The organism is Flavobacterium anhuiense, assembly GCF_001705175.1.
GTDB lineage: Bacteria > Bacteroidota > Bacteroidia > Flavobacteriales > Flavobacteriaceae > Flavobacterium > Flavobacterium anhuiense.
Map to the genome: position 1 here is coordinate 4,613,720 of NZ_CP016907.1, position 19,813 is coordinate 4,633,532.

Below are 19,813 nucleotides of genomic sequence, written 5' to 3' on the forward strand. Positions count from 1 at the left end.
ATTTCTACTCAATGTATTTTTTTATAATAGATGCCCATAACAAATAACCTGGCCCTAAAAGATGCAGTCCGTCATTTGTGTAAGATTTGCTCAGCTTTCCATTTTGGTCCAAGAAATATTGAAAAAGGTTTATAAACTCAACCTTATTTTCTTTAGCTAACTTTTCTAATTCAATATTGATTTCCTTTATCATCTGCATTTTTCCTTGATGATTTTTGAATGTATCAAACTCATCATTTGTGGGCAAAATACTCTGAATATAAACTCTCGTTCTAGGGCTATCATTTTTTAGTTTAAGTATTATATTTTGATAATTTTCTAGAATTTTTTCAGGACTTATCTTTTGGGCTATGTCATTTATCCCTATCAGGATAAATACTTTTTTAGGTTTAGATCTTACAATTTCATCCATTCTGTCTAGAACTCCCAACGTAATGTCACCAGAAATTCCTCTGTTTTTTACCTTCTTATCTGGAAAAATTTCTTCCCAATTTGCACAATTAGTTATACTGTCACCTAGTAAAATAATTTCGTTTTTATCTGTTGGCATTGACTCAAAAAATGAACGTCGCTGGTCATAGAAATAATTATGAAAAATCTGTTTGTTTTCTTGAGCAAAAAGTCCCATACAAACAGTTGAAAAGAAAACATAAAAACTTTTGAGCATTTTATTTTTTATTAGTTTTTATACTTCCAGAAAAATCAATTTCTTTCTCAAACGCGTGCAGGCTTTCTTCAATTAAAACTGCTAAATCTCTTTTGTTTATTGGCTTTGCCGAAAAATTTCCTTTCTTGATTTTTGCACCCGCTTTTACCAAAAGATCAACTGCTTCCTGCTCTGTAAGAATTGAAGTGCTTTTTACAACTTTATTCTTTTTATCAAACTGATTTAAGCCTTCTGTAAATTCTTGTACTGAAATGTTTTTCTCTGGATAGAACCAAGTTCTGTTAGCCCATTTATAGCTTTCTCCTTTTGTTTTTAAAATTCCTGTAGCACTAATTTTTTGAATGCTTTCAAATGCTGGATCCGTAGGTTTTACATCATATAGCGGCATGATATACGCTTTCTGATTTAAAAGTGATTGCTGCACTTCTCTCACCGAAACCTTTCTCGGTTCTACTTGATTTTTTATGGCAACTCCAGCCAAAGTACCTGCTGCCTGACCTGTCAATAAAACTACAGGCTGTAAACGTGTTGCACCATTAATTAAATTAGAAACTGAAATTGCTTTATCAGAAACAATAAATCCATCAATTTTTTCAGGAATTAGAGATCCTAGCGGTACATTGTAGGATGGTACTGCCGGAAATCCTAAATCTGGAGCATCAGGATTTTGTTTGTGATGATGATCAACAGGATAATCTCCAACAGAAATTCCCGTTTTGTATAAAGCGTCTTTCTGATTGTATGGATCTGCGACGTGATTATAAGTTAAAAACGAAATGCCTTTTACTCTTCTTCCTTCACGGTAATAAGGAGCATAAGCCAATAAATCTGAAGTATTAAATTCGTCATCAGCTAAACCAAGATTCTTATATCCTAGTTCATTTTGTATATAATAAACAAACTGTAAAGTGTAATTTCTGGCTTTTAATAATTCTTTATTTCGGTCTTCTCTCGATAACTCAACCACATCCAGATAAATATCATTTCCCTTTTTAGGCCAGTTAATCATGTACTTATTATTTGGCAATTTTCCGTAGGACAGCATTTTGTCACAGTCAATTTCTTTGTGATCGACTGTTTCCATGCAAGAACCTATGAAATTTGAAGCTGAATAATTGCTTGGTTTTGCAATAGTTTTGTCAGTTCCTTTGCCATAATCTTTTAAGATAGCAACCCAAGTAAGATCCTGAACAATATTATTGGCTTTTAATGGCGCATTGGCTTCTTTGGTTTCTTTTTGAGAATCCATTCCTAAACGGTATGCCGCTCCTGCCATTTTCAGCGTTTCACCAATATCAGTGGCATCGATTGTAATTTTTGCTTGAACTTCTAAAATTTCATTTTTATCATTTTTGAAAGTGGCACCTTTAACTGCGTTTCCAACTTTCAAGATGCTTGCCACATAATAACCGTGAATAATTTGAAGATTTTTTTCTTTTGCTGCAATTTGATTGAAAATTTTATTTCCAACTGAAGGCTCAAAAAGTGTGTTGCTTACCCAGCCTGTTTCAAGAGCTGCAGCTCCGCCGTAATACTCTCTCAACGCGCCTCTGAATTCATTCCAGATACCAGAATCTAGATTATGGTTGCCATCACACGCACCGACTCCCTGCAAAGTAAACATACCTCCTATCCATGGAGATTCTTCAACAATTAATGTATTAGCTCCTAATCTGGAAGATGCAATACCAGCAGAAGTTCCGCTGGTAGAGCCTCCAATTACTAAAACGTCAACCGTCTTTTTGGTGATATTCTGCGAATATCCGTAACAAAATAAAAAAAATGCAATTATTTGAATTTTCATAATATGTAGTATTTTTAATAGCTATATTGAATTTTTAGGTTCTCCAAAACCATTTCTTTTTGGAGAAAAAAATCGTTATCAAAACGGCAAGCATCGTAAGTAATAAGCCTCTTAGAAATCCCGTAAAGGCATTTTCGTTAAATACATCGAAATACTCTGTAATAGTGAATAGAGTTAAGATTGGCATTATAACCAACGATGTGGCAACGTACGCAATCATAGGATTTTGTCCTGTTAGAATCAAAAATTTTGTAGTCCTTATGCATTTGAAATAATCACAAACCACAGAGAAAAAAAGTATTGCAAAAAAAGCCAATCCTGATGTTACAAAATAGTAACTATAGGTCGAAGAATCTTTACGTATTCCGCCTTCATAAGCTTCTAGAAATAACCCTAACATCAAACAGTACCCTCCTGCCGAAAAAAGATTTTTCCAAAAAACACCAAATTCTGAGGCATTTGGTTTTAAAACAAAATAAATTAAAACCAACAAGCCTAAAGTAACGACAACATTCATTTCTAGTTCACGTACAAATAAAAAATAAACGTTGCTTACAATAATTGCTAAAGAAATCAGACTTGCCACAATTGCCTTTTTATCATTTTCTCGCACTCCATTTTGCGGCGCTACAGTCCATTCTTTTATATATTCTCCGGCAAGAGTTCCTGGAATTACTATAAAGAAATATTTTATGTAATAAAATTTATAAGCCCACGCAAATGGACTAAAATCATATAATTGTTTTACCCAACCTTCATTTGTACTGGCTAAAAAAACAGCCATAATAAATGGCAGAACCAATAATCTGTAAATTGGCTTTTTGAAAGTAAAAATATAAATCAAGCTCGCCAAAAAAGCCATATTAGCAAGCACTACAAGAATAATATCGCTGTAATAAATATCAAAATTATGATTGTCTTTTCCCTGATAATTTGTTAAAAGCATTAACGCAAATCCTAGTGCAAATGCAGCAAATTTTATGTAAGAACTTGTTTTCGGTTTTTTAAAGTATCTCGAAAAAGAATCTGTTGCAAACATTCCAAACATTAAAGCAAAAGAACTCAAAGAAATAATACAGGCTTTAATGTCAACTGGACTACTGATAACAAATGGTTTCATGTGCATAAAGAAAATAGCAAAAAATACTAATTGTATTCCTCTATAAAATGAATCTAGACAAAGGCTCCATTTATGTACACCATTTTCTAATTTGCTTCCTAATGAAAAAGGAAAAGCGGCACCCATTGAAAATAAAAAGAAAGGAAAAACAAGATCTACCCATGTAATTCCGTAAATATTCGGATTAAATGATGAGTTAGGCGGCACTTGAGCGTGTGCCATCCAAGCAGGCAAATATGTAAGGATCATTTGTCCAGAAAGAATCATTGCAATAATAGCAAAGCCTCGTAAAGCATCAATAGATAAAGCTCTTGTTTTCATATACCGATTTTAATCAACTATTTTTGAGACAATTTTACCCTGTCGTTATAACAACAATCTTCTCATTTAGTATTTTTTATATCTACTTTTTGCTATATTCTTTAGAAAAATAATCTGGAAAAGCTTTCAGACCTTCATAAAAAAAGAATGACTCTCCTTTTACTCCAAGCTTTCTGTTTGTATCAATCATTTGCTTTAAAAAATCAGGCTTCGGATTTACGCCATTGACCTGAAGCAAAACCCCAGAAAAGAATTTATCTTTCTGATCTTTTTTAAGGAATTTGATTTGGTCCTCTAAAGTGGCAGTGTAACTCTCAATTGTTTTTCTGTAAACCTGCGGAATTACATAATCACAATATCCTTTGTCAAGCCAAGTTGGCCAATCTTGCAAATATTCTTCTTTTGCCCAAGGGTGAATGCTAGGAGCCATACTTACGATCAATTTAGGTTTGATCGTTTTTAATTCCTTATAAAGTTCTCCAAGAAAAATGGTCAATTTATCAGCGCGCCAAGTAAGCCAATCTGCATTTTTATAATCTTGGGGAGGATTATTGCCGTTGTGTTCTTTTTTATATAGAGATACCGTGTAAGGATCATAACCTCCAAGCGATGGCATTGCTGGCAAACGATCATCGCCTTGAATTCCGTCAACATTATAATTTTTAACAACTTCGACAATCAAAGATTTTATAAAATTCTGAACTTCTGGGTCTATGACATTCATCCATTCAAAACCATTTTTTGTAACCAGGTTTCCTTTATTATCTATTGCTTTCCAATTTGGAAATTTTTTCAGGATAGCACCTCCATTCTCTCCGTAAGAAGAAGCAAAGCCAAACTCAAACCATGCGTGAACTTTAATATTTGCAGTGTGTCCGGCTTCAATCATTTCTTGCAAAGGATCTCGATCACCAAAACGTTCCATAATTGGCTTACCAAATAAATCCTTCATTATCTTGCTTGGATACAAAGTCGTTCCTCTATTCCAAACCACCACATAAATGTCTGTAATACCCGATTTTTTACAAAGCGCTACCGCCTCAATAATATTTTCTTTAGAATCTAAAGCTTTTGACGCAACATTGGTTACCCACACTCCTTTAACTGGAAAAATTGGTGTAGTAGCATTTGTATTTGGAGTTCTCGCACAACAAAAAAGCGAAAACAATGAAATTGGCAATAAGGTTATTTTTAAGATATTCTGCATTGGTTTTAGGTTTTATTTTGGACAAATATATAAAATTTTACTAACCACAACTTAGTTATTAAATTTTTTTATTAATTAATTATTAAATAATTTTAATAATTAGTCGCGACTATATTTGAATTTCTCAGGAAATACAGCTCATGGAACAAAAAAATATATTTGAATTATTTTTATTTATTTAAGGATATATTTTTTCAAAAAGAAAATAATTCGCACAAATAAATTAAATTATTCATTTTAAAATAAAATAAACACGTAATTATCATCAATCGATGAGATAATCGTTATATACATCTGACCTTATCTACAAAGTGAACTAGAAACAAAAGATTTTTAAAAATTTAAAAACTTCAGAGAAATAATTTTGTGTAATTACATTAAAAAGAAGCATAAAAAAAACTCTATAAATATTTATAGAGTTTTTTGAAAGAGTTTCGCAAAAGAATCAGCTATTTAAAGAAAGGAGAAAGCATCTTTTCTTTTACAATGCAACAGGCACCGATTACCCCCACACGATGTCCTAATGTTGATTTTTTTAATTTCATGTCACGATTTACCAAACCAAGCGAGTGTTTTTTAAGTGCAGACTGAATTGGCAAAAGCGCAAAATCTCCAAGCTGAGAGAAATCTCCTCCAATAACAAGCAGATCTGGATTGAATATATTAAGTAAAATTGATAAATAACGTCCCATTTTTTCACTTTGTCTAGTAACCAATTCTATACAAAGACTGTCTTCTAAATTTATTGCTCCAGAAATAATATCTAAATGCTGTAAATCTTCATTTTCATTCAATTCAATTTTAGAATGCTTTCCTTCTTTCAGAGCCTCTTTAAATTGCCTTACCAAAGACCAGCCTGAAATTTCAGTTTCTAGACACCCTAGTTTCCCACATTGGCAAATGATTTCATTTTCAAAAATGGTACTGTGTCCAAATTCGCCAGAATAGCCAGACTTTCCATAATAAAGCTTTCCATCAGTCATTATTCCAATAGCTACTCCCCAACTATAATTTAAGAAAATTATATTTTGTTCGTCATCAACAACACCTTCGCAATATTCACCAAAAGCCATTGCGCGAGTATCATTTTCAAGATGTACAGGAAGCCCAAGTTGTTCAGAAATGATTTCGGTTAGAGGCCTGTTTTCACTAAAGAAATAATTATAACTAAAGCCTTCCATAGAATTAATACGCCCAGAAAAGTTAATACAAATCCCAACAATTAATTTTTTCTCTACAGAACTTTCTTCAATATAATTATTTATAAGTGAGCAGAATTCTAAGAGAGACTCCTGAGAATTTTTTAAAGCAAATGGAACACGCAGATCAAGACTTATAAATTCATTTTTTATATTCTGCAAACCAATAGACATATGAGTTCTTCCAACTTCCACTCCTAAGAAAAAAGCGCAAGTCGGGTTGATACTATATAAAGAGGGTCTTCTACCTCCACTATTGGTTATTTTTCCCATATCGACCACGTTTCCTTCCTGTAAAAGCTCATTGACCGCTTTAGTAACCGTAGGAACGCTGGATTGCAATTCAGAACTTATTTCTGCGATTGTAGCATTTCCCGCAGAAAGCAAGCGTTTTACTATTGACTGTCTTAGCATATGCCACTTTTGTCCTGAAAGACTATTGTCTTTACTAATATCAAGTAAATCTTTTAAATTCATTTATCTTCGATTTTGGTAAATTCTTCTACAAACATAGTTCATTTTTAACTTAACCGCTTCTTTTTTTTATTGTAAAAATCAAAACGCAGGCTTTCAATCTTACTTCTTTAATTTCGAGTCCCTAAAGCACAAAAAAGCGTCTTTTCGTACCCAGATAAGAAAAAACCTCTTAAAAATATGTATATTTTATTTTTAGTCAGCTATTTAAAAAAAATATAACTTAATTAATATTCAGTTATTAAATATTTTTAAAAATAAAAGTAAATATATTAATTTTTTATTATTTTAGCAAACAACTAACTGATTGTCAAACCTATTAAAATTAACCAACCATGAAAACCCAAAAACTATTTTTTATAGTTATTACAGCAATTCTTACTTATGCCTGTTCAAATGAGGATTCTACAGACAAAACCACCGAAAAATTCGTTATTCAGAACGAAGGAAGTAAAACGGCAAAAACGCAATTAGCTTTAAATTCATTAGTTTCTTCTGATTGGACTTCGGGGACATTATCCACTTCTATTGTTCCTCCTCAAGAGTTAAAACATTTAAGCGGTAATTTATCCGAGAAACCTATTTGGAAAAGCAACAATCCTGAAATTATAAGAGGAAATGGATGGCTTATGCAAAATGCAAGAGTTGATTCTAACAGAGGCGGTTCTTCAAACCCACTTTCTGGAACTTTTGGAATTTATTTGTTTCACATTAACCAGTCTGGTTCTACAAAATACCTTCACGTCTTAGTTTCGAATCCACAAACTACAGCACTCACAATTAGCGGAAAAGGATCTACTTACACAAATGCAGAAAAACCTTTAAACGGTAGCGCCACAGGACAGAGCTATTTTGTCTCTAAAGATTGGCTACAAGATACCCCGCGTACGACTTTTAGCAATGTCACTATCAACCCCTCTAAGGTTTATGAAGTGTACAGAGCAACATTATCCAACAATAACATGGTAGATGGGTCTTATGAAATAACCGCTTCGCAAGGCGTTTATGTTTATACTGTTGTAACCTCAACTGGAAATATAAATGATGCTGTAACCGCCACTCAAACTGCCGCCGCGGGCGATATTTATACCGAAGGCACAAACGCTTATGGCCGAGAAGCTGGAATCTACACGCAATCTGGCTGGTCAGGAACTACAGATATAGATTTACCTTCAGGGCCATCATATATGGGATTGTGTCTAAATACGAGTTCGAAATTTGCGGTTGGCGGAGTTTATCTCCAAAATCAAAATGCTCCCTACTCCTATAAATTAAACGGCGCTTCGCAAAATACGTATGGAAATTATGGCCACAAATACACCTTGACTTTAAAGCTGAATAATCCAAATAGCACTGCAAAAAATGTATCGCTTACATTTGCTTCCAACTTTACATCTGGAACAAATTCACCTTCATTTACCTTCAACGGACCTCTTTATTTAAATGGAGCTTTAAAAAACATTTACACTACTCCAACGCAACCAGCTCAGAATCTGGCAACTTGGAGCATTCCTGCAAATTCATTTTTTAATGCTACCATTACATTTTATGTCCCAGGCCTAATTACGACTGGACAGCAATTGATTTTAAAACAAACGAATTAATTTTATTATTTTGCCAGATACTTAAAAATACATTAAACACCATTACGGCAAAGATTTAAAAGAGTTTAAAGCTTGAAGAAATCAAACAGTATACAAATAAAGTAACAATCAATTTTAGACCCATTTTTAATTTCAGGGTTTAAAATATTCTTATCGATTTTTTATTTTAATTAATTTTTAAAGGCTGTCTTGCAGACAGCCTTTTTAGTTTCAAAATCATCTTAAAAAGCCTCCATTCAAATCTTTTCAGTAATGATTTAAATTTTAACCGTACTTAAAAGAAAACTTTTCATTTGGCCACAAACTCCACCACCCCCTTTCATCCGCTAAAAACAAACTAAAAATCTGCAACAATTAGAACAAGCAAGTTTTCGATACGTGAGCAAATATTAACTATTGACTTATGATTTCTTTTCTAAAATGACTACCCCAATTAATCAATTCGTCTAACATTTTTCTCATAGACATTCCTAATGGAGTTAAAGAATATTCAACCGTTAATGGCATACTGTCATAGAGGGTACGCCTAATAATCTTATTCATTTCTAAAGCTTTTAATTCCTGTGATAGCATTTTTGGAGAAATATCGGATATGTCTCTCTGTATTTCGCCGAACCTTTTCTTCCCACTTATCAATGAAATAATAATTGGCAACCTCCATTTTCCTTGGATAATTTCTAATGCATCTCTCGAAACCATTAACTTAAATTGGCAACCTTGCTCTTTTTGACTCATATCTAACTGATTTACAAACCACTTTCCTTTATGTAACTACTTACCAATAGGTAACAGCTATATTTTAGATAGCAAGGTTAATTAATTTTGTGCAATAAATAAAATTAAAAATGGAAAATTCAAAATCTTGGGTAATAGACCCTTTGCACTCTGAAGTGCTTTTCAAAATTAAGCATTTGGCTATTTCAACTGTAACCGGCTCTTTTAGAAAATTTGATGGAACAATCATTACTGAGAAATCCGATTTTAACAACGCTAAAGTATCCTTCTCAATTGATGTAAAAAGCATTGATACTAATCAATCACAACGGGATGAGCACTTACAAAATGATGATTTTTTCTCTTCTGACTTGTATCCCAAAATAAATTTTGAATCCACCTCATTTACAAATGTTAGTGGAAAGAATTATAAAATGAGCGGAAATTTAACAATGAAAGGCGTCACTAAAAATGTAGAATTAGATGTAGAATATGGCGGATCAGAATATAGTGCCCAAGGTCAATTAAAGCATGGTTTTGAAATTACTGGAATTATTGATCGAAAACAATTTGGAGTAGCATGGAATATCCCTATAAGATCAGGTATTTTGGGATTAGGAGAAGATATCAAACTAATAGCAAACATTCAGGTCTCTGAATTGGCTTAATCAAAAATTAATAAAAAACATTAAGACAAATTGACTAATAATCTTTTTGTCTTTTTTTTTATTAATAAACATAAAGCTTACTTGGGGCTTAAATTCAAAGAAAAAGGCCTATTTCTTTAAATCACAGCCAAACTTTTAAAAATACAGCTAATATTTTTTCTGAAAATAAAGATAATTAGTCGTTGCGCCTACATCTCGCAATCGTATCTGCGAATTGTTAAATTCAAACAGCTTCCAATTTAAATTTAATTTAGAAAGCACTCCAGAATTAAAACTTATTTTTACTTCTCTCACACCGTTTTGAATTGAACTTTCCCACTGTCCGGTTTCTGAAACTCCTGCTTTGTTGGCAATTACAGATTTATCGGTTTGAAATATAAAGGTATAGCCACTGTAATTTGAAGTATTAACAGCACCATCATAAAAATAAGGTATTTCCCAAGAACCTTTTGTGATAGCTGCAACAAAATCTAATGTCACAAGATTATTTTCCGGACAGTAATCTATTGCATATTTTATTGCATTTTCGAACTCCGTATTGTTTGAAATCGATTTTATCTGGTTATTGTAATCTACAATTGTAATAGGATATTTTAAAGAAATGTACTGGTTTTCATTTAAATTTTTAATGAAATTAAAAAAGGCCTGATCACTTACTATAGATTGAGAACTCGCTGTTTGGTTAGTGCTGTTATAGCTATTAATTGTTATCGGATAATTAATGTTTAGTCCGTTGATTTTAGACAGAAGATCTGGATAAAGATTCCAGTAATCAATCAAAGTGTCAAAATCTGCTTGATTTGGAATTAATTTTTCGATGTAATTATAATATACCATCGTTACAGGAAAATCTATTTTTACAATATCATCATCGTAATTGCTGGCGTTGATATTATCTAAAACTTTTTGATAATCGGCTGTGGTATTAACCGCAATCTGCTCATTGTTTACTGTAATGGTATACGGGAGTTTTATGGTGCAATAACTCGATCCGTCTATCATATTATCCTGTACGGTTTTAACCATGGCAACTCTTTGCAGATAAGTAGTAAGCGGAGAAACAGTACTAATTGTTCCCTGCGAATTATTGTTTTCTTCCTCCATTTCACTTTGACAGGAAAACAGTAAGAAGAAAAAAACTGCAATTGATAAATATTTTTTTAAAAGTAACATATTTATGTTTTTACAAAGGTAAATAAATTTTAAAAGAAACTATTTTAAATAACCTAACATCAAGCATTTCATAATTTTCTTCTATAATAAATTATCAAAAACCAATAATATTTTATTCTTCTATAGAACAATCCTCTTTACTTTTACCCTACTTAAATTAAAAACAAATACATTTACGTTGAAAAATTGAAACTCTAAATGACAGATCAAAACCAATCCAATACTTGTGATGAAATCATTTTTTCGTCTTTCTTCAAAAGTCATGCAAAAGCACTTCGAAATTTTCTTTTTTACAAATTTGGAAATGCAGCACAAGCAGAAGATATAACTCAGGAAGCATTTGTTAAGCTTTGGCAACATTGTGCTTCTGTCCCTCTAGAAAAAGCCAAATCCTATATATACACCATTGCCAATAATAGCAGTCTAAACCAAATTGCGCACCAAAAAGTGGTTTTAAAATTTGAAAAAAACTTTACTGGTTTGGACAAGACAAATGAAAGCCCGGAATATCTTCTCGAAGAAAAACAATTTCAGACAAAACTTTTAAAAGCAATCGAAAACTTAAACGAAAAACAGCGCATTGCTTTTTTGATGCACAGAATTGATGGAAAAAAATACAGCGAAATTGCTGAGGAGCTAAACATTAGCGTAAAGGCAGTTGAAAAACGCATTCATGTGGCTCTGTTAAGCTTGCGCAAAGAAATTGATTTGTAAAAGGTAGGGTAAATTTAGTTCCAATTGTTTTAATTAAATAATACGATAAAATGAAAAAAGATCGCTTATTAGCAAAATGGCTCAACGACGATTTGTCTCCAGATGAATTGACAGCATTTGAGGCAAGTCCCGATTTTGAAAAATATCAAAAGATAAAAAAATATACCGCTCACCTCGAAGCAGGCGATTTGGATGAAAATACTATGTTGTCTAACATTTTAAGCCAGAAAAAAGCAACGCCAAAAGTAGTGCCTCTATATCAAAAATGGATACTTAAGGCTGCCGCTATACTTGTTCTCGCTCTCGGAATCACTTTTGCGATGAAAGCTTTTATGCCACAAACGGAAACTGCCGATTTTGGAAAAAAGACTGCTTTTTCACTACCCGACAATTCTGAAGTGATTTTAAATTCAGGCTCCGAAATACACTATAAAAAATGGAATTGGGACAACAATAGGCATTTGGAACTAAAAGGAGAAGCCTATTTTAAAGTTGCAAAAGGCAGAAAATTTGAAGTGCAGACCAATCTAGGAAAAGTAACCGTTCTGGGAACCCAATTTAACGTTAAAGCCAGAAAAAACAAGTTTGATGTTGTGTGCTACGAAGGCCGTGTAAAAGTAACTTATTCCAATGCTGAAATTTTATTGACTCACGGACAAAGTGTTCGTTTTGAAAATGGAAAAGAGATTAAAATGACAGTAAGTGCATTAAAGCCAGAGTGGATCGACAACCAGATATGTTTTTATAAAGAAAACATAAGAGCACTTTTAGATGAAGTTGAGAGACAATATAATATTAAAATTGACTTAAACGCCAAAGACACTGTTTCGCTCTTTACAGGAAAATTACCTGCTAAAGATCTAAATACAGCTTTACAGATTATCAGTACAACGTATCATTTGGAAGCAAAAAAAGTTTCGAACAACAAAATAATTTTTGACGAAAAATAAATGTTACGCCCCAAGCAATTTCATTTTTTGTTTTTTCTCTTCTTTCATATCCTGAATCTTTCTGCTCAGGATAAAGGAAAAGCTATGCCTTTCAAAAAAATAATAATTGCTATTGAAGAACAGCATGCTGTAAGTTTTAACTATACTGAAGATAATATTGAAGGTCTCGAAATCAATCCTCCTAAGAAATCACTTTCGTTAGAACAAAAACTAGAATATCTGAGAAAAAAAACCGATTTATCTTTTGAAAATATTGGCAACAAATTTATCAATATCTATAAAAAAGATACAGCCTCAAAAATGATTTGCGGTTATGTTTTATCTGCAACTGATAAAAAACCTATTGAGAATGCTAACATTAGTTTAAATAACAAAAATCACTTTACAACCGATTCAGAAGGATATTTTGAGTGCCATAACGAAAGTAAAAATACATTTGTAATTAGCCACATCGGTTTTGCATCAAAGAGAATTACGGCAGGAAATACAGATGCTAAAGATTGCGTTAAAATTCTATTAGAGCCTGAAATTACCGAATTGCATGAAATAAAAACTAATGCCATTCTGGCTTCGGGCATTTCAAAAAATACTGATGGATCTTTTGAAATTAAACCTAAAAAATTCGGTATTCTTCCTGGCCTTATTGAACCAGATGCGCTACAGACCATGCAGCAGATTCCGGGAGTGAACAGTCTTGATGAGAGTGTATCCAGTATCAATGTTAGAGGCGGTACACACGATCAGAATTTATTTCTGTGGAATGGAATACGAATGTTTCAAACGGGACATTTTTTTGGTTTAATATCCGTTTTCAATCCAAATCTTGCTCATACAATTTCGATCTACAAAAACGGAAGTTCTGCCTTTTATGGGGAAAGCGTTTCAAGTGTAGTCTCGATTTCTTCTACCCCGGAAAAAGCAGAAAAAAATTCATTCAGTGCCGGAATCAATATGATTAATGCTGATGTTTACGCCAAGTATAATCTTTCTAAAAAAAGTTATATCGAGATTTCGGCGCGTAAATCGATTACCGATTTTGTGGAAACGCCTACCTATAAAGAATATTTCAACAAAGTATTTCAGAATACTACTATAACTGATTTTTCGCAAAGCCAAAATCTTAATTATAAAAGCGATAAAAAATTTGGTTTTTATGATGCTACGATAAAATATGCGCAAAAAATAGGAATTAAAGATCAAATAATACTTGATTTGATAACCATAAAAGATAATCTGGAAGTCACTAAAAGCGCCGCTTCATACACTATAAATAAATCACAAAACAATACTTTACGTCAGCAGAATTATGGCGCAAACTTGTCATGGAAAAGAAACTGGAATAACTTCAACACTAGCAAAATTAATGTTTACAATTCTTCGTATGAACTTTTAGCCAATCAAAAGACAACTTATGAAAACCAAAGTGTAATTCAGGAAAATACGGTAAACAACAATGGAGTTAATGTAGAAAACAATCATATTTTAAATTCTAAATTTACTTTTAGCGACGGTTATCAATTTAATGAAATTGGAGTAACCAATTTAGAACAGGTAACGAATCCTGATTTCTATCGTAAAGTAAAAGACGTTTTAAGGACTCATGCTTTAATTTTTGAAGGAAAATATAACGATACCATCACCCGTCTATATTTTAAAGGCGGAATGCGCCTTAATTATATTGAAAAATTCAAGAAATATATTGCAGAACCTAGAATTCAATTGGGGTACGGAATTAACAAAAGTCTAACTTTAGAACTGCTTGGCGAACTAAAAAGCCAAAACTCCCAGCAGATTATTGATCTGCAGAAAGATTATTTTGGCATTGAAAAAAGGCGATGGATTATCTCTAATAACAGCACAATTCCCATACAAAGAAGCAGACAGTTATCATTAAACTTGTTTTATCAAAAAAACAATTGGCTTTTGGACATCGAAAACTTTTATAAAAAAGTGACAGGAATAACAACCTCAAGTCAGGGGTTTCAGAATCAACTGGAATTTGTGAGAACTACTGGCGATTATGAAATCTGGGGAACAGAAATGCTAATTCAGAAAAAAATAAATCACTTTCTTACGTGGTTAAGCTACACCTACAATGAAAACAATTATGATTTTCGCAATTATGAGTACCCTCGTTTTCCAAATAACTTTGAGCTGACCCATACTTTATCTTGGGCGGGAATTTACGAGAAAAACAATTTCAAGATTGCTTTAGGAACAAAATGGTCTTCTGGAAGACCCAAAACATCTCCAGATTTATCCAGAATTGATCTTTCTAATCCAGAATTGGTCTATAACAAACCCAATAACAGTAATCTGCACACGTTTTGGCAGGTTAATCTTTCCTCGACTTACAAATGGGAAACCGCAGAAGGAATTCAATACAAAATAGGAATTTCAATCTTAAATATTCTCAATAGAAAAAATGAAATCAACGAATATTATAGAATAAATTCTTTAACCAATTCTGTAGAAGAAATCAATACTTTTTCATTGCAAAGAACTCCAAATCTGAGCTTTAGAGTCTCATTTTAACATCACCTCCCTTAAGAGTTCTTAAACTCTTATTCCTTCTTTTTATTTTTTTTTTCAAAAAATCACAATTCTTTGGTAGGGTAATCTGCACCAAGGCTGTTTCACTATAGAATCATCATTTGGTTTGAGACAGTTTTAAAACATTCAAATAGAAAAAAAAGCGGACTGATTTTTTACGCATCAAAAACAAAACAAAACAAAACAAAACATGAAAAGAAAAAAAACAATAATTGTAACCGCCGTATTACTAGTAATGATTTCTGCCAGCATTTACTTTTATTATGGAGTCATCTTTAAAGAAGCCCGTAATATAGCATCAGAAGCTCCTGATTATAGTGTAACGGCCAAGAAACTTATTGAAGACTATAATGCAAATCCTAAAAAAGCAGATGCATTGTATCTCAACAAAACTATAGAGATAACAGGCAAAGCAACCAAAGAAACCGATTCTGTAATTGTACTTGAAAACACTGTTTTCTGCCTTTTCAAAGAAAAATTGAAAGACAAGATTATCCGCAACAATATAACAATTAAGGGCAAATGCATTGGTTATGACGAACTATTTATGGAAGTTAAAATAGACCAATGCAGTGTTAAATAAACCAACTCAATAATAATTAATTTATGAAGAAAATTCTAGTTCCGTTCTGCCTGTTTTTAGTAACATTGGCCTATTCTCAGGATGATTTACTAAAGAGCCTTGATTCTACTCAGATAGAAGACAGCTATTCTACAGCAACCTTTAAGGCTTTACAGCTCGTAACCTTACAGACCACAAAAATGCCAGCTAAAAAAGAGTTTTATTTTGTGGTTTCGCACCGTTTTGGGTCTGTAAAAGATGGTTTTGACAGTTTTTTTGGACTTGATAATGCTACCACAAAACTGGGAGGAATTTATGGTGTTACAGACTGGCTCTCGGTCAGCCTTTCGAGACATACTTTAAACAAAATGTATGAGATCGGATTGAAGTACCGCATGGCAAGACAAAATGATAATTTTCCTTTGGATATTGTTGGATATAGCGTTGCAGACATTAATACTTTTTTAGAAAAAGACCAATATCCAGGCTTAGAATTTAAACATCGCATGACGTACGTGCAACAGCTATTAATATCCAGAAAAGTCAGCGAAAAATTCTCATTGGAATTAGTGCCATCCTTTATACACAAAAACCTGTACACTCCAGAAATCGAAAGAGACAATCAGTTTTCTTTTGGCGGCGGCGGGCGCTATAAAATCACGAAAAGATTATCTGTCAATTTAGAATACATGCACAATTTTGACAAACCTGACTTTTACAAAAATCCATTGTCTGTAGGTCTTGATATAGAAACAGGCGGACACGTATTTCAATTAATTTTTACCAATTCACAATCCATGAGTGAGAGCGGATACCTAACTAATGCCTCTGGTGACTGGGGCAAAGGAGATTTCTTTTTCGGCTTTAACTTATACAGAGTATTCTAATAATTAAAACAATAAATCATGAAAAAAACAATCGTACTTACAATTTTAATGGCTGTATTTGCAAGCTGTAGCGATTCTGATACAACTCAGGAGATCGAAACACCAACAACTCCAACGAACCCAACGGATCCCACAGGTACAGTTACGTACAATAAAGATGTAAAATCTATTATTGATGCCAATTGCATAAGCTGCCATTCCAGCGGAAGGTCAGCTAGTTTTAGACCTCTAACTACTTTTGCTCAAGTGAAAGCTGCAGTGGAAAGCGCTGGATTATTAGGAAGAATTCAACTTCAAAACGGCCAGCAAGGAATTATGCCTCAAGGCGGTAGAATGTCTCAGGCGAATATTGATATCATAGTAAAATGGAACACCGATGGTTTAAAAGAAAATTGATTGTTATGAAAAAATCATTCATAAATTTCTTTGCATTATTGCTCGTTATAGCCGCAAACACTGGTGGATTTGCACAAAAACTAATTACAAAAACAGGGAATATTAAATTTCAAGCTTCCATGCCATCTTATGAAGAAGTTGCTGCCGAAAGCAAATCAGTGTCAGCTGTTTTGGATCAGACAACAGGAGATTTTGCCAGTCTCGTTCTCATAAAAGGTTTTCGATTTAAAGTAGCGCTGATGGAAGAACACTTTAATGAAAATTATATGGAGTCTGAAAAATTTCCAAAAGCAACTTTCAAAGGTAAAATAGAAGATTTTGACAGTTCAAAAATTACAGCTTCTCCTAAAAATTTTACATTAAAAGGAGATCTTACCATTCACGGAAAAACAAGACCAGTCTCAGTGATTGTAAAAATCTCCAAAGCTCAAAATGGAGTTAAAACCATTGGCTCATTTGAAGTAAAACCTGAAGACTTTGCTATTGAAATACCGAGTCTTGTAAGAAAGAAAATTGCCGACAAAATCGAGATTGATTACAATTTTTTATTAATTAAATAATCTCCTTTAAGAATCAGCTCTATTCAGATTCGAATGAAACATGACGAATGTTCTGTAGGCCGGTGTGAACTTATAGCGCCGGTCTCTTTTTTTAAACCTTAAAATCAAATTAAAATGATCTGTAGAAATTACATTGTTACCGGAGAAGATGTAAATGATTATATGGTTATGGAAGATACCGCATACATCTCATATACCCTCCGATTGTTATATCATTTTTTGTTCAATAACGGATTTTCAAAAGTAAAACTCAACTATATGCATTTAGATTTACAAGAAGGAAATCATGAGTTAGTCTGCCATAAAGATTTGATGTTTACCCAATCTTTTTTAGTTGAAATGAAATATTGCCATATACAAGACAATATCAATTTCAAAAGTTGCTTTTTTAACTCAAGGAATGAATGTTGTGCAGAAGTTATAAAAGAAGTAAAATGGTTTGATCCTATAAGCAAAGAAGTTATCAGAACTCCAAAAAATATTCTCAAGCAATTCCACTATAAAAATATTTCTGCTTAATTAAAAAATATTTGCCGTGTAATCAAACTTTGCATATCACGGCTTTAAATCTAAACGTTTCAAAATAAGCTCCCTTAAACGCGCCTCATGTTCATCTCCCCAATTTCCGATAGCAGAAATTACTGGAATTAATGTTTTTCCAAAATCAGTGAGACTATATTCAACTTTGGGAGGCACAACAGGGAAAATAACTTTTGAAACCAATTCATGCTCCTCTAATTCTTTCAACTGAATATTTAAAACCCTGCGTGAAGCGTCTGGTATTTTGCGTTGCAATTCACTTGGCCTTTTATGGCCTTCATTGATAAACCAAAGCAAACGTATCTTCCATTTGCCGTAAAGCACTTCCCCTATCAGGTCAAGTCCACAATTCAGGTTCGGGATTATTTTTCTTTCATACATATAACAAAAGTAAGCCTATGTACCGATTTATGCAATAGGGGAAAAATTTGTCCCTATCTGAATCGTAATTCCGTACTTGTGAGAAAGTTACATACTTCTGAAATTTGTACAAAAGAAATTTAAATCGAATTAAGATGGATTATCAAAATGAATTATCAGGCAAAATTGCTTTAGTCACAGGAGGCACTAAAGGAGCTGGACGAGCAATCGCAGAAAGACTTTTGCAAGCTGGCGCAACGGTTATTATTACTGCAAGAAACACACCCGAAAAAGAAAACAGCAAACTGCATTTCATTCCTTCGGATTTAAGTAAGGCAGAGGGAACCCAAAAAGTAATCAATGAAATACTGTCAACTTACGGAAGACTGGACATTCTTGTGAACAATCTTGGCTCTTCTGTAACGCCTGCTGGTGGCTTCGCAGCATTAAGTGATGAAGACTGGGAATCAACTCTGCAGGCTAATCTGCTTGCTCCTGTTAGATTGGACAGAGGATTTTTACCACAAATGATAGAGCGAAAAAGCGGTGTTATCATTCACATAGCATCTATTCAAGGCAAACTCCCTCTCTTTGATTCTACTTTGCCTTATGCGGCAGCAAAAGCAGGCTTAATTAATTACAGCAAGAGTTTATCAAATGAAGTTACACCAAAGGGTGTTCGCGTGCTGGCTGTATCGCCAGGATGGATAAATACAACAGCATCAACAGCGTGGCTAGGTGAAATTGCGAGAAATTCTAATATTACTGTAGAAGAAGCCCAGCAAGGAGTCATGAATGCATTAGGTGGGATTCCGTACGGCAGACCCGCAGAGCCAGAAGAAGTAGCAGAATTAGTCGGTTTTCTTGTTTCACCAAGAGCCAGCTATCTGACAGGAACAGAATTTGTAATCGATGGCGGCACCGTGCCAACAATTTAATAATCTTAAAAACAATAGAAATGAATTTGCCAAAAGTAATAGAAGACTTAGTTAATGCACAGAACAGCTTTGATAGCGTTTCTTATGCCAATTGTTTTTCCGAAAATGCGGTGGTATTTGATGAAGGTAAAACACATAACGGAAGACCTGAGATCTTGGATTGGATTGAAGAATCAAACCAAAAATACAAATCAGTGATGAAGCCTCTTGAGTGCGCTGAAAACGGGACTGGAATTGTCTTATCAGCAGAGTGCTCCGGTACGTTTCCAGGAAGTCCGATTACATTACAATTTCATTTTGATATTACTGATGGATACATTCAGTCTTTAAAAGTAACAGGATAAGAACTAAGAAGCGATTGATTTGCAGAAATCATTAAATAACAAAGCGCCAGTTTTCAGA

20 protein-coding genes are annotated in these 19,813 nt (G+C 33.3%); 12 read left to right on the forward strand and 8 right to left on the reverse strand.

What is annotated here, in order from left to right:
• Positions 1-4: 4 nt before the first annotated feature.
• The 5 genes from BB050_RS19435 to BB050_RS19455 form a co-directional block, all read right to left on the reverse strand.
• Complete coding sequence (locus BB050_RS19435) at positions 5-628, reverse strand: GDSL-type esterase/lipase family protein (RefSeq protein ID WP_236940368.1); 624 nt, start codon at positions 626-628, stop codon at positions 5-7.
• Positions 629-668: 40 nt separating this feature from the next.
• Positions 669-2,471 (reverse strand): FAD-dependent oxidoreductase, encoded by a 1,803-nt coding sequence (locus BB050_RS19440; RefSeq protein ID WP_066034766.1) that lies wholly within the window; start codon positions 2,469-2,471, stop codon positions 669-671.
• Between the two features lie 34 nt (positions 2,472-2,505).
• Entirely contained in the window at positions 2,506-3,912 is a 1,407-nt protein-coding gene (locus tag BB050_RS19445; RefSeq protein ID WP_066034767.1) for a DUF5009 domain-containing protein, read from the reverse strand.
• 82 nt (positions 3,913-3,994) lie between these two features.
• Positions 3,995-5,119: a glycoside hydrolase family 10-like protein gene (locus BB050_RS19450; protein WP_066034768.1), complete on the reverse strand. Its 1,125-nt coding sequence runs from the start codon at positions 5,117-5,119 to the stop codon at positions 3,995-3,997.
• A 449-nt stretch (positions 5,120-5,568) separates the two neighbouring features.
• Positions 5,569-6,795, reverse strand: coding sequence for an ROK family protein (locus tag BB050_RS19455; RefSeq protein WP_008463657.1), 1,227 nt, complete (start codon positions 6,793-6,795; stop codon positions 5,569-5,571).
• A gap of 332 nt (positions 6,796-7,127) precedes the next feature.
• Here BB050_RS19455 and BB050_RS19460 point away from each other — a divergent pair, with 332 nt between their 5' ends.
• Positions 7,128-8,396 carry a DUF3370 family protein gene (locus BB050_RS19460; protein WP_008463656.1) on the forward strand — a complete coding sequence of 423 codons (1,269 nt, stop codon included), beginning with the start codon at positions 7,128-7,130 and terminating at the stop codon, positions 8,394-8,396.
• A 393-nt stretch (positions 8,397-8,789) separates the two neighbouring features.
• On the opposite strand, the gene BB050_RS19465 is transcribed toward BB050_RS19460, so the two are convergent.
• Positions 8,790-9,131, reverse strand: a complete 342-nt coding sequence (locus BB050_RS19465) for a winged helix-turn-helix transcriptional regulator (protein ID WP_066034769.1) — start codon at positions 9,129-9,131, stop codon at positions 8,790-8,792.
• A 110-nt stretch (positions 9,132-9,241) separates the two neighbouring features.
• Here BB050_RS19465 and BB050_RS19470 point away from each other — a divergent pair, with 110 nt between their 5' ends.
• Entirely contained in the window at positions 9,242-9,778 is a 537-nt protein-coding gene (locus BB050_RS19470; RefSeq protein WP_066034770.1) for a YceI family protein, read from the forward strand.
• A gap of 147 nt (positions 9,779-9,925) precedes the next feature.
• Here BB050_RS19470 and BB050_RS19475 read toward each other — a convergent pair whose 3' ends face one another.
• A complete protein-coding gene (locus BB050_RS19475) occupies positions 9,926-10,882 on the reverse strand; it encodes a hypothetical protein (protein WP_236940369.1) in 957 nt (318 codons plus the stop codon).
• Between the two features lie 267 nt (positions 10,883-11,149).
• Here BB050_RS19475 and BB050_RS19480 point away from each other — a divergent pair, with 267 nt between their 5' ends.
• From BB050_RS19480 to BB050_RS19515, 8 genes are all read left to right on the forward strand, one after another.
• Complete coding sequence (locus BB050_RS19480; protein ID WP_066034772.1) at positions 11,150-11,665, forward strand: RNA polymerase sigma factor; 516 nt, start codon at positions 11,150-11,152, stop codon at positions 11,663-11,665.
• A gap of 50 nt (positions 11,666-11,715) precedes the next feature.
• The gene (locus BB050_RS19485) at positions 11,716-12,615 is read left to right on the forward strand and encodes a FecR family protein (RefSeq protein WP_066034773.1); all 900 of its coding nucleotides are present in this window, start codon (positions 11,716-11,718) and stop codon (positions 12,613-12,615) included.
• 84 nt (positions 12,616-12,699) lie between these two features.
• Positions 12,700-15,150, forward strand: a complete 2,451-nt coding sequence (locus tag BB050_RS19490; protein WP_236940370.1) for a TonB-dependent receptor — start codon at positions 12,700-12,702, stop codon at positions 15,148-15,150.
• A gap of 208 nt (positions 15,151-15,358) precedes the next feature.
• Positions 15,359-15,751: an OB-fold protein gene (locus tag BB050_RS19495; protein ID WP_066034775.1), complete on the forward strand. Its 393-nt coding sequence runs from the start codon at positions 15,359-15,361 to the stop codon at positions 15,749-15,751.
• A 23-nt stretch (positions 15,752-15,774) separates the two neighbouring features.
• Positions 15,775-16,617, forward strand: a complete 843-nt coding sequence (locus BB050_RS19500) for a DUF5777 family beta-barrel protein (RefSeq protein WP_066034776.1) — start codon at positions 15,775-15,777, stop codon at positions 16,615-16,617.
• Positions 16,618-16,635: 18 nt separating this feature from the next.
• Positions 16,636-17,013: a c-type cytochrome gene (locus BB050_RS19505; protein ID WP_066034777.1), complete on the forward strand. Its 378-nt coding sequence runs from the start codon at positions 16,636-16,638 to the stop codon at positions 17,011-17,013.
• A gap of 5 nt (positions 17,014-17,018) precedes the next feature.
• Positions 17,019-17,573, forward strand: a complete 555-nt coding sequence (locus tag BB050_RS19510) for a YceI family protein (protein ID WP_066034778.1) — start codon at positions 17,019-17,021, stop codon at positions 17,571-17,573.
• Positions 17,574-17,687: 114 nt separating this feature from the next.
• Entirely contained in the window at positions 17,688-18,092 is a 405-nt protein-coding gene (locus BB050_RS19515) for a hypothetical protein (protein WP_066034779.1), read from the forward strand.
• A gap of 36 nt (positions 18,093-18,128) precedes the next feature.
• Here BB050_RS19515 and BB050_RS19520 read toward each other — a convergent pair whose 3' ends face one another.
• A complete protein-coding gene (locus BB050_RS19520) occupies positions 18,129-18,494 on the reverse strand; it encodes a winged helix-turn-helix transcriptional regulator (RefSeq protein WP_008463640.1) in 366 nt (121 codons plus the stop codon).
• Positions 18,495-18,628: 134 nt separating this feature from the next.
• Here BB050_RS19520 and BB050_RS19525 point away from each other — a divergent pair, with 134 nt between their 5' ends.
• On the forward strand, positions 18,629-19,411 hold the full coding sequence (locus tag BB050_RS19525) for an SDR family oxidoreductase (RefSeq protein WP_008463639.1): 783 nt from the start codon (positions 18,629-18,631) through the stop codon (positions 19,409-19,411).
• A gap of 20 nt (positions 19,412-19,431) precedes the next feature.
• The gene (locus tag BB050_RS19530; protein ID WP_066034780.1) at positions 19,432-19,755 is read left to right on the forward strand and encodes a nuclear transport factor 2 family protein; all 324 of its coding nucleotides are present in this window, start codon (positions 19,432-19,434) and stop codon (positions 19,753-19,755) included.
• Positions 19,756-19,813: the final 58 nt, after the last annotated feature.